Source organism: Ruegeria sp. CDSB013 (assembly GCF_059611165.1).
This window is the reverse complement of the sequence record NZ_JBXWPA010000002.1, coordinates 376,107-389,715: the sequence shown is the minus strand read 5'-3', so window position 1 is coordinate 389,715 and position 13,609 is coordinate 376,107. Positions and strand designations below refer to the sequence as shown.

Annotated in this window: 11 protein-coding genes; 4 read left to right on the top strand and 7 right to left on the bottom strand. The window is 58.2% G+C overall.

Annotation, left to right across the window (positions count from 1 at the left end):
- Positions 1-3 precede the first annotated feature (3 nt).
- Positions 4-1,275, bottom strand: coding sequence for a polyhydroxyalkanoate depolymerase (gene phaZ / locus AC2FJF_RS05400; protein WP_496723867.1), 1,272 nt, complete (start codon positions 1,273-1,275; stop codon positions 4-6).
- A gap of 110 nt (positions 1,276-1,385) precedes the next feature.
- On the opposite strand from phaZ, the gene AC2FJF_RS05395 reads away from it, so the two are divergent.
- From AC2FJF_RS05395 to AC2FJF_RS05380, 4 genes are all read left to right on the top strand, one after another.
- Positions 1,386-3,188 carry a PHA/PHB synthase family protein gene (locus AC2FJF_RS05395; RefSeq protein WP_496723609.1) on the top strand — a complete coding sequence of 601 codons (1,803 nt, stop codon included), beginning with the start codon at positions 1,386-1,388 and terminating at the stop codon, positions 3,186-3,188.
- 132 nt (positions 3,189-3,320) lie between these two features.
- The gene (locus tag AC2FJF_RS05390) at positions 3,321-3,767 is read left to right on the top strand and encodes a phasin family protein (RefSeq protein WP_496723562.1); all 447 of its coding nucleotides are present in this window, start codon (positions 3,321-3,323) and stop codon (positions 3,765-3,767) included.
- Positions 3,768-3,902: 135 nt separating this feature from the next.
- Positions 3,903-4,457, top strand: coding sequence for a polyhydroxyalkanoate synthesis repressor PhaR (phaR, locus tag AC2FJF_RS05385; protein ID WP_496723607.1), 555 nt, complete (start codon positions 3,903-3,905; stop codon positions 4,455-4,457).
- A gap of 11 nt (positions 4,458-4,468) precedes the next feature.
- Complete coding sequence (locus tag AC2FJF_RS05380) at positions 4,469-5,227, top strand: trypsin-like serine peptidase (RefSeq protein ID WP_496723605.1); 759 nt, start codon at positions 4,469-4,471, stop codon at positions 5,225-5,227.
- Positions 5,228-5,233: 6 nt separating this feature from the next.
- Here the strand turns inward: AC2FJF_RS05380 and AC2FJF_RS05375 are convergent, their stop codons facing one another.
- From AC2FJF_RS05375 to AC2FJF_RS05350, 6 genes are all read right to left on the bottom strand, one after another.
- Entirely contained in the window at positions 5,234-6,448 is a 1,215-nt protein-coding gene (locus tag AC2FJF_RS05375) for a DegT/DnrJ/EryC1/StrS family aminotransferase (protein WP_496723603.1), read from the bottom strand.
- 113 nt (positions 6,449-6,561) lie between these two features.
- Positions 6,562-7,866 (bottom strand): NAD(P)/FAD-dependent oxidoreductase, encoded by a 1,305-nt coding sequence (locus AC2FJF_RS05370; RefSeq protein WP_496723601.1) that lies wholly within the window; start codon positions 7,864-7,866, stop codon positions 6,562-6,564.
- Between the two features lie 8 nt (positions 7,867-7,874).
- Complete coding sequence (locus AC2FJF_RS05365; RefSeq protein WP_113791976.1) at positions 7,875-9,233, bottom strand: glutamine synthetase family protein; 1,359 nt, start codon at positions 9,231-9,233, stop codon at positions 7,875-7,877.
- Positions 9,233-9,913 carry a type 1 glutamine amidotransferase gene (locus tag AC2FJF_RS05360; protein ID WP_496723599.1) on the bottom strand — a complete coding sequence of 227 codons (681 nt, stop codon included), beginning with the start codon at positions 9,911-9,913 and terminating at the stop codon, positions 9,233-9,235. Before AC2FJF_RS05360 ends, AC2FJF_RS05365 begins: the two co-directional genes overlap by 1 nt.
- Positions 9,914-9,972: 59 nt before the next feature.
- Positions 9,973-11,292 (bottom strand): glutamine synthetase family protein, encoded by a 1,320-nt coding sequence (locus AC2FJF_RS05355; RefSeq protein ID WP_496723597.1) that lies wholly within the window; start codon positions 11,290-11,292, stop codon positions 9,973-9,975.
- Between the two features lie 129 nt (positions 11,293-11,421).
- Positions 11,422-13,608 carry a xanthine dehydrogenase family protein molybdopterin-binding subunit gene (locus AC2FJF_RS05350; protein ID WP_496723595.1) on the bottom strand — a complete coding sequence of 729 codons (2,187 nt, stop codon included), beginning with the start codon at positions 13,606-13,608 and terminating at the stop codon, positions 11,422-11,424.
- Position 13,609 lies beyond the last annotated feature (1 nt).

The following is a 13,609-nucleotide window of genomic DNA, read 5'->3' as shown; positions in this document are numbered from 1 at the left end:
CTTTCAGGCCACTTTGTTTTTGTTTGCCGCGCGACGCTGTGGTTTGCGCGTGTTGGCGTTCATGAAGTCGATCACAAGCGGCCGGATATTGTCGCGCCAGCTGCGCCCCGCGAAGATGCCGTAATGGCCGGCGCCGGGTTCGACATGACTTGCCTTTTTGTTGGCCGGCAAGCCGGTGCACAACTCAAGAGCGGCGATACACTGACCTGGGGCCGAGATGTCATCGTTTGCGCCTTCGACCGATTTGACCGCAACATCAGTGATTTTGCCGATATCGACTTTGTGCCCCGCAACAATGAACTCGTTGCGCGCGATTTCGCGGTTTTTGAAAACGCGCTCGACTGTGGACAGGTAAAACTCGGCTGGCATATCCATAACGGCCAGATATTCATCGTAGAACCTGTTATGGGCATCGTGATCCGATGCTTCACCCCGCATCACGCGCTGGATCTGATCTGTAAACGCCTTGGAGTGGCGGTCTGCATTCATTGACATGAAAGAGGCAAGCTGCAGTAGTCCGGGATAGACCATGCGCCCAACGCCTTTATATTTGAAGCCCACGCGTTGGATCATGGTTTCTTCCAACTGTCCCATGGTGACGCGGCGGCCGAAATCTGTCACGTCGGTCGGAGTGGCGTCAGGGTCAACCGGCCCACCGATCAGGGTCAGTGTGCTTGGCTGGGCTTTGGGTTCAACCTCGGCCAGATATGCGGTCGCGGCCAGGGTCAGCGGAGCGGGTTGGCAAACGGCGACGACATGTGTGTCCGGGCCCAGTTCCTTCATAAAATCGACAAGGTAGAGCGTGTAATCCTCGACATCGAACTTGCCTTCGGAAACGGGAATATCACGCGCATTATGCCAATCGGTTACGTAAACCTCGCAATTGACCAGCAGGCTCTTGACTGTCGAGCGCAACAAAGTCGCGTAGTGCCCCGACATAGGTGCAACCAACAGTACCTTACGGGGTTGTTCTTCCCGTCCGTTGACGCGAATATGGATCAGGTCGCCAAATGGGCGCTCCATTACGGGAACAATATCAACAAGGTGGTCTTTGCCATCCTCACACGTGAACGTTCGAATACCCCAGTCCGGCTTTGCGATCATGCGCTGAAACGTGCGCTCGGTCACTTCGCCCCATGCGGCCATCATGCTGAACGCTGGGTTGGGGATCATGGAGAACAGTGGGTAAGACGCCATAGCACTGGCCGTTGCCCCCATCCATTGGTTCGTGTTGCGCATGGTTTCCATAAGGTCGTAGGTCATCATGTAGCGCATATAGGGGGCCTCCTGGCTGCCGGTGTGAGTGTCGGACCATTCGTCGCTTTGTTCCCCAAGCCCACGACGATTATTCTGCATAGCAGCGAGGTTAAGGGGGAATTGTTAAAATGACAACAAGTGAACACCAGACACCGGAGCTATCCCCGGAACACCTTGAGAGGCTTAAAGAAAATATGGACAAGGTGGAGGAGCTTTCGAAGCGGCTTGTTGATGCGATGTCGGGAAAGAAGGGACACAACCCTGCTTTGGACGGTCCGAATCAAGAGCTTTATGCAAAGGCAGCATCGGCGTATTGGGCTGAAGCGATGCAAAATCCCGCGCGGCTTATGGAGCAGCAGATCGAGTTCTGGGGTCAGTCTGTTATGAACTTTGCCGAGGCGCAGCAGGCGCTGGTGGGCAGCGAGGCAGACGAGGCCGCATCCGGACCCCGGGACAAGCGGTTTTCCAACCCCTTGTGGAATACCAATCCGTATTTCAAATTCATCCGTCAGCAGTATCAGACAAATGCCGATGCCATCGCGCAAGCGGTGGCTTCGGTCGAGGATCTGGATGTGCAGGATAAGCAGCGGCTGGCGTTCTTCTCGCAGCAGATCATCGACATGATGTCGCCGACAAACTTTCTGGCGACCAATCCAGATGCGTTGGAAAAGGCGGTCGAGACGGAAGGCCAGTCACTGATCCAGGGTCTGGAAAACCTGGTGGCCGATCTCGAGGCCAACGATGGTGAGATGGTGGTGAAGCTGGCCGATGACAGCGCCTTTGAGGTTGGCGGCAATATCGCGACAACGCCCGGCGATGTGATCTATCGCAACCGGCTGATGGAGCTGATCCAGTACAAACCGGCGACCGAGACGGTGCACGAAACACCGCTGGTGCTGTTCCCGCCCTGGATCAACAAGTTCTACATTCTGGACCTCAAGGCGCAGAACAGCCTGATCAAATGGGTGACCGAGCAGGGCTATACCCTGTTTGTGGTCAGCTGGGTGAACGCCAATGAATCCCACGCCGATATTGGCATGGAGGATTATATCCAGGAGGGATTCCTGACCGCGATCGAAGAGGTCAAATCGATCTGCAAGGTCAAACAGGTCAACGCTGTCGGTTACTGCATCGCGGGCACCACGCTCAGCCTGACGCTGTCGCTGCTCAAGCAACGCGGCGACAAGTCGATTAAGTCGGCCACGTTCTTCACGGCCCTGACCGACTTTGGAGACCAGGGAGAGTTCACGCCCTTCCTGCAGAACGACTTTGTGGACGGGATCGAGGATCAGATCTCGGAGGACGGTGTACTAAAAGCGTGGATCATCGGGCGCACGATGTCATTTCTGCGCTCAAAGGACCTGATCTATGGGCCTGCGATCCGCAGTTATATGATGGGTGAGACACCGCCCGCGTTTGATCTGCTGTTCTGGAACGGGGACGGGGCCAATCTGCCCGGCCGCATGGCGGTTCAGTACCTGCGCGGCCTATGTCAGCGCAATGACTTCGTCACCGACGGGTTCGAATTGCTGGGGCACAAGCTGCATGTGCGCGACGTGGACGTGCCGCTGATGGCGATCACCTGCGAGACCGATCACATCGCGGCGTGGAAGGCGTGTTATCGCGGGGTGCAGCAGATGGGGTCGCGGTCGAAGACCTTCATCGTCTCGGAGTCGGGGCATATTGCGGGCATCGTGAACCCGCCCAGCAAAAAGAAATACGGTCACTATACCAACACCGATTTGAAGGCAGATCCGGAGACCTGGTTGAAAGAGGCCACGTATCACGAAGGCTCCTGGTGGCCCCGGTGGGAGGCCTGGCTGAAGAAGCGGTCGGGTAAACAGGTGCCCGCGCGTGCGACCGGCGATTCGGCCCATCCTGCCCTGGCTTCGGCGCCTGGGACCTATGTGCGAGTCAAGGCAAGTATTTGATTTCAATGCGCCTTGCAGAAATATGCCGCAGTGCAGCAATAAAACTCTTGCAATGCTGCGGTGCGGCATCCATATTGTCCTCAAGCTGATGAAAACCGGGGTGGGCCCGGTTCGGCAAAAGGATTTAGAACAATGGCAAAGACGCAAGATTTCACCGCGACCCTGAAAGACGTTATGGGCGCGTTCCCCGTTGACACCACCGCTCTGGAAGGTGCTTTCAAATCGACCGCGACGCTGAACGAAAAGCTGTCGGGTGTTGCACTGGAAGCGGCTGAAAAGTCGGCTGAGATCTCGAACAAATGGACCAAGGACACCCTGGCCAAGCTGACCGAGATGTCGAAAGCCAAGGCAGAGCCTGCAGATTACGCCAAAGCGGCCACCGACTTCGCCAGCGCATCGGCTGAAGTTGCAGCTGAAAACATGGCAGCCTTCGCAGAGATCGCGAAAAAAGTTCAGTCCGAAACCGTTGAGCTGCTGATGGCAGCTGGCAAAGACGTCGCCGAAGACACAACCGCGGCCGTCAAAAAAGCCACCAACGACGTGACAGCAGCTGCCAAGAAAGCCGCTGCTGCCAAGTAAGCAAACGCCGCGAGGCGCACCCACTCCTCCCAATCGGTGCAATCGCGCAGGGCAGGTCGAAAGACCTGCCCTTTCTTTTTGTGCTGCGCTCGCATAGTCTTTGCTGCAATGCATCATCCTTGGGGAGGGTAAACGGTGTCGGAACAAGAAAAACCACTGTTGATCAAACGTTACGCCAGCCGTCGGCTGTATAACACCGAGACCAGTGACTACGTCACACTTGAAGACATCGCGTCGTTTATTCGGGACGGGCGCGAAGTACAGATCATAGACCTGAAGTCAGGTGATGATCTGACGCGGCAATATCTGCTGCAAATCATTGCTGAACACGAAAGCCGCGGCGAAAATGTTCTGCCGGTCAATGTGCTGAACGATCTTGTGCGCAGCTACATGCTGCCGGGTGGCGGTGTGATGCCGCAATTCCTGCAAAGCTCATTCGAGATGCTGCGGGAAAACCAGAGCAAGATGATGGAAAACATGAGCGCGATGAATCCGATGTCTCAGATGCCGGGATTCGATGCAATTCAGGCGCAGCAGCAAGCATTCCTGAAAGCCATGACAGGTGGTCTGTCCGGCGGATGGTCCGGCCCGGACAAAGACGATGACGCCAAATCCGAGCCCAAGGAAGATTTGGACGACATCAAAAAACAGTTGGCGGAACTGCAGCAAAAGCTGTCCAAGCTCAACTGACGCGGCCCAAAATGCGCTGGTTGATCCTGAGTATCACGCTACTTTGGATGCAACCCGCGTTGTCGCAAGGTGTCTTCTCGGACCAGTGGACCCAAGTTTGTACATTGGGAACACGGGCCGAAGCCGGATGTGACGCGATTCGTGTGCGCGAAATTCTTGCGGCCGATCAGCCCCAATGGCGCGCGATTGGACGTGTTAATTTTGCCAGTCGAGATCAGAAGTCTCACTGCACCGGTGTTCTTGTTTCGGACAACCTTGTCCTGACCGCCGCGCATTGCTTGTACAACACACCGCGTCAGCGGTGGATTCCCCCCTCAAGCATCCGTTTTGCCGCCGGTTATCAGCGCGGAGAAGCCGCTGCGGTTTCAGGCGTGAAAGGGTATCGGCTCCATCCCGAACAGGGCGTTGAAGGCCGGTTTGATGACAGAGCAGACCTGGATTGGGCGGTTCTCGAACTCAGCGCGCCGATTGGGCAACAGGTCGGCTATCTGCCCCTGGCGGATGATGGCGCGACAGAAACATTTGTTGCGGGGTATCCCGGAATCCGACCCCATGTGCTGAGCAAAACAAACACCTGCCAGCCGCACCGCCATTCAAGCGGGGTTTTGTTGGCGACATGTCCGGTCATGATGGGCGATTCTGGTGCACCTCTCTTGGTCGAGACGGAAACCGGTTTGCAGGTTGTCGGAATCCTATCCCGCGTGGCTGCAACCCCGAAGGGGATCACAGCGCTGTTTTTGCCAGTCGATCTGTTTGACTTTGGACCTTAGTCGTCGTCAGGTTCCATACACCGGAACCGGGCCGGTAACCTCGCCTACAGACGCCAGCAGGATATCCGAAATCACGTCCAGCTCTTCGCGTGTCAGGCGCACAGGCAGCCGTACGTCGCAGGCTTTCATAAGCATTGCGCGGGTTTGCGGTAGCTCGAACTTTTCCGGCAGGAATTGCCAGTTCCAGAATGCGCGTGCGTTGTCCTGACTCAGGCCAAAGACCTGAACTTTGACGCCACGCGCCTCAGTCGCCGCAGCAAAGGCGCGGATATCGTTGTCGTCCATGTCCACAAGGTTGAACTGAATGGAATCCGGTGCCCGGCGTTCGGGCTCCAGAGCGGCAGGGACGTCGATATTGGGCGATGTATTCAGCCGGTCTGCAACATAGTCGTGGTTGGACAGGCCATCACGCACACGGCGCGCAAGTTCCGGGATTTGTGGCCGGATCACAGCAGCACTGAGATTGCTCATCCGTAAATTATAGAGCGGCAATTGGTTCTGCCAGCGGGCGAACGCCTGCTCCAACTCGGGCGAGTTGTCGCCTTGCGGCCCTTTGTGTTTCTTCCAGTTATGTTCGTACGCGCCCGACATGATCACGGCTTGCGCCACCAGATCGGCATCATCGGTGATCAGAATGCCGCCTTCGCCCGCGTTGATCATCTTGTAGGACTGAAATGAGAAGCAGCCGATCTTGCCGATCGTTCCGATATTGCGCCCGTGCCAGGTTGTGCCCAGCGAGTGCGCCGCGTCCTCGATCACAGGGATGTCGCGCGCGTCACACAGCGCCATGATGGCGTTCATGTCTGAAGTGTGGCCGCGCATGTGGCTGATGATCACGGCCTGAACGCCGTCCAGCTTGGCCTCGAAATCCGACATGTCGATGCGGTAATTCTCACCCACTTCGCACAGGACCGGAATGCAGTCTGCGTGTACGACCGAAGACGGAACGGCGGCGAAGGTGAAACCGGGGATCAAAACCCGCGCATCCCGCGGCAGGCCGAGCGCCTTGAGCGACAGGAACAGGGCAGCCGAGCAGGACGAAACGGCCAGCGCGAATTTACTGCCCAGCAGCTTGGCAAACTCGGCCTCAAGCAAGGCAACCGGCGCGTCCTGCGGTGCGGTATAGCGAAACAGATCGCCTGACTGCATCAGGGCGTCGATGGCTTCTTTTGCTGCTGGGGGGATTGGTTCGGCGGCATGAACGTTTGGCGGAAGCGTCATATTTGATTTTCCCAAATTCTATCTTTGGGAAATTTAAAGCTAAACGAAGTGCAAGCCAAGCCCTCATTCGCCCCTGAGGCGAAATTTCACCGATATGCCAAAATTCCTAAAGGTCAGAAACCCAACCGGTCCCGCAGCGCGAACCATGTCATCGCCAGCACCAGCAGAGGGCTGCGCAGGGCAGGGCCTCCTGGAAAGGGCATGGCGGGGACGCGGGCCATCGTGTCGAACCCTTCGGCTTGCCCCCGGATGGCCAGTGCCATCAGTTGGCCCGCATGCGTGGCCGTGCCGACCCCGTGCCCGGAATAACCCGACGCGGATAGGATATTGGGCGCGATCCGCGCCAGATACGGCATCCGACGAATTGTGATGGCCAGAGTGCCGCCCCAAGCGTAGTCGATCTTTACATCCCTCAAGTGCGGGAAAATCTCGGTCATCGGTTTGCGCACTGTTGCCGTGATGTCACTGGGAAAACGGTAGCCGTAGCTTTCGCCGCCGCCGAACAGCAGGCGGCCATCGGCGCTAAGGCGGAAGTAATTCACCACGAACTTGGTGTCGGCGACAGCCACGTCCTTTGTCAGAACGCGGGCGGCATCCGCGCCCAAAGGCTCGGTCGCGGCGATGAAATTGTTGATGGGCATGACCTTGGTGGCCACCTTGCGGTTCAGATCGCCGAGATATCCGTTGCAGGCCAGAATGACGTGGTCTGCCGTCACATTGCCCTGCGCGGATTTTACAACGGCTGGGGTGGTTTCTTCGACGCCAAGAACCTCGGTGCTTTCATAGATGCGTACGCCTGCTTTTGCCGCTGCCTGAGCCAGCCCCAACGCAAAATTCAGCGGATGCAGATGCGCCGCGCCCATATCCAGATAGCCGCCCCGATAAGACGGCGAAGGACACAATGCTTGACCTGCGCCTTCGTCCAGAACTTTGATCTGGTCATAACCATAGCGGTCGGACAGATGTGCCGCGTGATCATGAAGCTCTTGCTGCTCACCTTGGCTGAGTCCAAGAACTGCCACGCCAGGTTTCAGATCACAGTCGATCTGGTGTTTCGCAATCAGGGATTTGACCAGATCTTTTGCGTCCTCGGCCAGATCCCACAGCTTGGCGGCGTCGTCATCGCCGACCAGCCGCTCGAGGTCTTCCTGATCCATCCGCTGCGCACTGCCCAGCTGTCCGCCGTTGCGGCCCGAGGCCCCAAAGCCAACGCGGTGCGCCTCGAGTAACACGACATCGAACCCTGCTTCGGCCAGATGTAACGCGGCGGACAGGCCGGTATACCCGCCGCCCACGATGCAAACATCAGCCTTCACATCGCCGGACAGCGCGGGGAAGCGATCCACCGGATTGGCCGTAGCAGCGTACCAGCTGGCCGGGTACTCGGCCTTGCGGTCATTGGAATAAAGCAGGTTCATCGGGTGCCTCAGACATTCATCAGCAGATGTTCGCGCTCCCACGGAGAGATGACCTGCAGGAACTCTTCGTACTCGGCCCGTTTGACGATGCCATAGACGCGGGCGAACTCAGGGCCCAGAACTTCGTGCAAGGCAGTGGCCTCATCAAACAGGTCCAAAGCGTTGCCCATCACCTGCGGGATGTCACCTTCGCCCTCATATGCGTCACCATAGAATTGGCGGCGCGGGCGTTCTTGCCGGGTCAGGCCCAGATAACCACAGGCCAGGGACAGCGCGATGCCCAGATAAGGGTTGCAATCCATCCCTGCGATCCGGTTTTCCACGCGGCGTGCCTCGGGGCCGGACAGGGGCACGCGAATGCCGGTGGTGCGATTATCACGCGCCCATTCCAGATTGATCGGTGCGGCGTGGTCTTTCACATAACGGCGGTAGGAATTCACGTATGGGGCCATCACGGCCAGACCTGCCGGCAGGTGGTTCTGCAACCCGGCAATGAAGTTGTAGAACGCGTCCGTTTCACCGCCCTGAGGACCGGAAAAGATGTTCTGGCCTGTTTCCATGTCGATAATCGAGTGGTGGATGTGCATCGCCGAGCCTGGCTCATCCTCGATCGGTTTTGCCATGAACGTGGCAAAGCAGTTGTGGCGCAGCGCGGCCTCGCGGATCAGACGTTTGAAGTAGAACACTTCGTCGGCCAGTTTGACCGGGTCGCCATGGCGCAGGTTAATCTCTAGCTGACCCGCGCCACCTTCCTGCGTGATGCCGTCAATTTCGAACCCTTGATGCTCGGCGAAATCATAGATGTCGTCGATCACAGGCCCGAACTCGTCCACCGCGGTCATCGAATAGGCCTGCCGCGCGGCTGCCGGACGACCCGAACGGCCCATCATCGGTTTGATACCCTGTGCCGGGTCGACATTGGGGGCGACCAGAAAGAACTCCATTTCCGGTGCTACGACCGGTTTCCATCCCTTGTCGTGATACAGTTGGACGACGCGTTTCAGAACATTTCGCGGGCTGAAAGGGATCGGCTTGTCGTCCCGGTCATAGGCGTCGTGAATAACCTGCAATGTCCAGTCACCCGTCCACGGCGCGGCAGATACAGTTGAAAAATCAGGTTTCAGGATCATGTCCCGTTCGATGAAACCGTCCTCACCCGCTGCTTCGCCCCAATCGCCGGTGATGGTTTGATAAAAGATGCTATCGGGCAGGTGGAAATAAGTCTGCCGCGCGAACTTGCTGGCAGGTACGGCCTTGCCGCGCGCAATGCCCGGCAGGTCCGAGATGATGCATTCAACCTCATCCAGCCGGTGGCCGGAGATATAAGTTTTTGCTGCCTCTGGCAGCTGGTCTGTCCAGTCGGCCATCAGGCCCTCTCTTTCTTCAGAAATTCTGCCATGTGCCGTCCGATGGTCGCGTTGTCGTCGGGGCCGGGCAGGCGGTTGGCGGCCGCTTCCATCAACGGGTCGGGAACGACACCCTTGCCGCGTGTTTCCATCAGGCCCTGGATAAAGGCATCGCCGTATTCCGGGTGGGCCTGCACGGTCCAGATGTTGTCGCCATAACTTACCATCGCATTGCGGCAAAAGTCGTTGGTGCCTGTCACACGTGCGCCTTCGGGCAGCTCAACCACTTGATCCTGATGCCAGGCATTCAGGGTGACGGATTGGCCATCCAAGTCATATTCGGTGCGCCCGACGGCCCAGCCACCGGAAAACTTTTCGACTTTGCCGCCCAAGGCTTGCGCGATGATCTGGTGGCCAAAGCACACACCGATCAGCGGACGACCGCTGCGTTGAATAGCACGGATCAGATCTTCGAGCGGTGGTATCCACGCATGATCCTCATACGCGCCATGGCGCGAGCCGGTGATGATCCAGCCATCAGCCTGAAACGCGTCCTTGGGGAATTGGCCGTCTACAACGGCGAAGGTTTCGTAGGTAAAGCCATTGCCGTCCAGCAGCGCGGCAAACATCGCGTCATATTCGCTGAATTGGTCCTGTAGTTCATCAGGTGGATGGCCGGTCAGTAGGATGCCGATTTTCATGGGTCACCAAATTTGATCAAATTTATTCTAGCCCAGCGGATGCGGGCGGGCAAGAGGGCTCATACGGCTTCGACATAACTCAGCCAATGGTTTTCGGATGGACGCTCGGCGAAACGCTTGATTTCCTGTCGCTTGGTCATGGCGAAATAGCGGATCAGGTCGACCGGAAAAATGCGCGCGACATTGGGGTCTGTTTCGAATGCTGTGATGGCTTGGGTCCAGTCGGCAGCCAATTGCGGCAGCCCGTCGACCTCATAGGCATTGCCCGAAATCGGGGCAAGCGGTTCCGACTGATCTTCGATGCCGTTCATGGCGCCCCCCAGAACAGCGGCCAACATCAGATAGGGGTTGATGTCCCCACCGGCGACGCGGTGTTCGATCCGCCGTGCGACCGGCGCGCCACCGGGAATGCGCACAGCCGCAGTGCGGTTCTCATAGGCCCAACACGCACCGGTTGGGGCGTGCGCGCCCGGGACCAGACGCGTGTATGAATTCCCGTGCGGTGCAAAGACAAGCGTACATCCGGGCATCGCCGTTAGGCATCCCGCCACCGCCCAGCGAAGAAAATCGGTGCCTTCGGGTCCACCGTTGTCAAACACGTTGCGGCCCTGTTGATCCACGACCGAGAAATGGACATGCATCCCGTTGCCAGCGTCATCGGCGTAGGGTTTCGCCATGAAGGTTGCGGTGAACCCGTGTTTGCGGGCAAGGCCACGCGCCAAGGCCTTGAAAAGCCATGTATCATCGGCACAGCGCATGGCGTTTTGGTGATTCAGGTTGATTTCGAACTGGCCGATACCGCTTTCCGAGATGGCGGTTTGCGCGGGAATATCCATCGCAGCGCACCCGTCATAAAGGTCGGTGAAGAACGCATCGAAGGCATCCAATTCGGCCATCGACAGGACTGCCTCATCCTCCAGTCGTCGCCGGGTCACAGGATTGACCGGCGGCTGCGGCTGCGCACCCGAGGCGTCTAGCAAGGTGAACTCCAGCTCTGTCGCCGCAATGACCGACCAGCCGCGCTGTGCATAGCGATCAAGGACAGAGGCAAGTGCATGCCTGGGGTCGCCAGCAAACGGGGTGCCTTCGTCGTCATACAGGCACATGGGGACAAGGGCGGTTTCCGTTTCCAGCCAAGGCACAGGCACAGGACCGCGCTCGGTCGGAAGCAAGACACCATCTGCGTCACCGGATTCGAATACCAGCGGGCTGCCGTCGATATCCGCGCCCCACAGGTCGACATTCAACGCTGAAAACGGCATGCGCAGCGTGCCTTTGTCCAGCTTGTCGGTGTAAGAGGGCGGCACACGCTTGCCTCGCATCTGACCATTCAGGTCACATGCGGCAACGCGAAAACTGTGCAGGGCGCTCAGATCCATCACTGACTCCATTACTTGGCTACCCGAGGTGTAATAGAGGAGTGACCTGTTGTCACGAAATTTGATCAAATTTTCTTTGGCTGAGAAAAACCCCGCGCACGTCCAGTGGGACAGGCGCGGGGTTGGCCGTCAGACGAAGCTGACGCCGTTTTCCACCATCGGCAGAGTGGTGACTTTCACGCCGGATAGCGCCCGGATCGCATTGGCCAGCGCGGGGGCCGAAGGCGGTGTGCCGGGTTCTCCAACACCAGTGGGGGCTTCGGCGGAAGGCACGATATGAACGTCAATCTCGGCAATATCGCCGATGCGCAGCGGTTCATAATCAGGGAAGTTGTACTGATCCACCGCGCCTTGGGTCAGCGTGATCTGATCACGCATGACGTGGCCGATACCATATCCGATACCGCCTTCCATCTGCGCGCGCACCACGTCGGGGTTCACAGCAATCCCGCAATCCACGGCGCATGTGACCTTCTCGATCTTGATGCCGTTTTCCGGATCACCGGACAGCTCAACAACCTGTGCGGCATAGGACCCAAAGGACTTATGCACCGCGATACCTTGTGCGCGACCCGCAGAAGCATTGCCCCAACCGGCCTTCTCAACAGCCAGCTTCAGAACTTCTGCTTTGCGTTGCTGATCCGCGTTGTTGGTGTCCGACAGATGGGACAGACGGAACTCTACCGGGTCACGACCTGCGGCCTCGGCAACGGTATCAATCATCGTCTCCATGACATATCCGGTGTGCGTGTGCCCCACCGAGCGCCACCATAGAACCGTTGTTGCCTTGGGGGTGTCGGTTAGGCCCAACGCCATTCCGGGGATGTCATACGGGCTGTCTGCAATGCCCTCGACAGAGCTGTGATCGACGCCGTCATGTACCGCGACGGCCTCAAACGGTGTGCCCTTGATGACCGACTGACCGGCGACCTGATGCTGCCAGCCGACGATTTTGCCATCGGCGTCCAGGCCAACGCGCACCCTGTGGCCGAAGGCGGGGCGGTAGTAACCGCTGCGGATATCATCTTCGCGGGTCCACACCAGTTTGACCGGGCGCGAGCGGTCGGTGACCACAAAGGCCAGCGCGGCCTCAACCTGATAATCCGCATCTGGCGTCGCCCGTCGTCCAAAGGATCCACCGGCCAGCATTGTCTTGATGTGAATCTTTTCTGGTGGCAGTTGGAAGATCTGCTGATAGGCCATATGCGGGCCGGTCGGCATCTGGGCACCATCGTGCAGGACAATGTCACCTTCGGCAGTTTGCTCGATGGTGCAGTTCAGCGGTTCCATCGGGGCATGTGCCAAAAGCGGGAAATAGAAGGTCTTTTCAACGACCGTGTCCGCGCCATCAATAGCTGCCGACACCGCTGCGACATCCGCCTTGTTCACGTTATACGTCGCTTCGGCGTCCAGAGCGGCCATGATTTCGGCCTCGATCTGGTCCGAGTCGCGGGTCTCAGATCCGGACATGTCCCAGTCGACCTCAAGCGCGTCGCGCGCCTGAATGGCGGCCCAGGTGTTTTCGGCATAAACCGCGACGCCTGCCTGATTTGGAAGAACCGCCGCGCTGATAAATCCTTTGACCTCTTTTGCCGCGCTGTCGTCAAATCCGTTGGCAATACCGCCTTTCGATTCAGGGCGCTTGATCATGGCGACTATCTGGTTCGGCAGATGGACGTCCATCGCGTACATTGCCTGACCGTTGCCCTTGATGGCCGAATCCTTGCGGCGCACCGTTTCGTTTCCGATCAGACGGAACTCTGACGGGTCTTTCAGGCGCGGCTCGGCTGGGGCCTCCAGTTGAGAGGCCGCGGCCACGAATTCAGCGATTGGGGCCGATTTGTCGCCTGCCTTGACGATACCTCCCTCAATGGTGATGCCGGATGCGTCCACGCCCCAGCTTTGCGCGGCGGCATTGATCAGCATCTCGCGTGCGGCTGCACCTGCCTGACGGTATTGCATCCACGAATTCGCCATTGCGGTTGATCCGCCAGTGCCCTGGAAGGGACCGAACAGCAGGTTGTTATAGACCTGCGGGTTGGACGGCGCGAATTCGTATTCGATCTGGTCCATGGTCAGGCCGATTTCCTCGGCGATCAGCGTCGGCAGGCCGGTAGCTGGACCTTGGCCCTTTTCAAAGTGTTTTACGATGGCTGTTACAGTGCCATCTGCATCGATCTTCACGAACGGGTTGAATTGAGCGGTCTCTGACGAAGCAGCCGCCAGCGCCCCATCAGGGCGTGCGCCAACCAGCAGGACGGCACCGGCAGCAGCGGCACCTTTCAGAAATCCACGGCGGGAGGTGTTGATGGTCATG

Bases quoted from the DNA above. Each gene is read 5' to 3' on its own strand.
- phaZ (WP_496723867.1), bottom strand. From the start codon at position 1,275: ATGCGCTACATGATGACCTACGACCTTATGGAAACCATGCGCAACACG.
- AC2FJF_RS05395 (WP_496723609.1), top strand. From the start codon at position 1,386: ATGACAACAAGTGAACACCAGACACCGGAGCTATCCCCGGAACACCTT.
- AC2FJF_RS05390 (WP_496723562.1), top strand. From the start codon at position 3,321: ATGGCAAAGACGCAAGATTTCACCGCGACCCTGAAAGACGTTATGGGC.
- AC2FJF_RS05380 (WP_496723605.1), top strand. From the start codon at position 4,469: ATGCGCTGGTTGATCCTGAGTATCACGCTACTTTGGATGCAACCCGCG.
- AC2FJF_RS05375 (WP_496723603.1), bottom strand. From the start codon at position 6,448: ATGACGCTTCCGCCAAACGTTCATGCCGCCGAACCAATCCCCCCAGCA.
- AC2FJF_RS05370 (WP_496723601.1), bottom strand. From the start codon at position 7,866: ATGAACCTGCTTTATTCCAATGACCGCAAGGCCGAGTACCCGGCCAGC.
- AC2FJF_RS05365 (WP_113791976.1), bottom strand. From the start codon at position 9,233: ATGGCCGACTGGACAGACCAGCTGCCAGAGGCAGCAAAAACTTATATC.
- AC2FJF_RS05360 (WP_496723599.1), bottom strand. From the start codon at position 9,913: ATGAAAATCGGCATCCTACTGACCGGCCATCCACCTGATGAACTACAG.
- AC2FJF_RS05355 (WP_496723597.1), bottom strand. From the start codon at position 11,292: ATGGATCTGAGCGCCCTGCACAGTTTTCGCGTTGCCGCATGTGACCTG.
- AC2FJF_RS05350 (WP_496723595.1), bottom strand. From the start codon at position 13,608: ATGACCATCAACACCTCCCGCCGTGGATTTCTGAAAGGTGCCGCTGCT.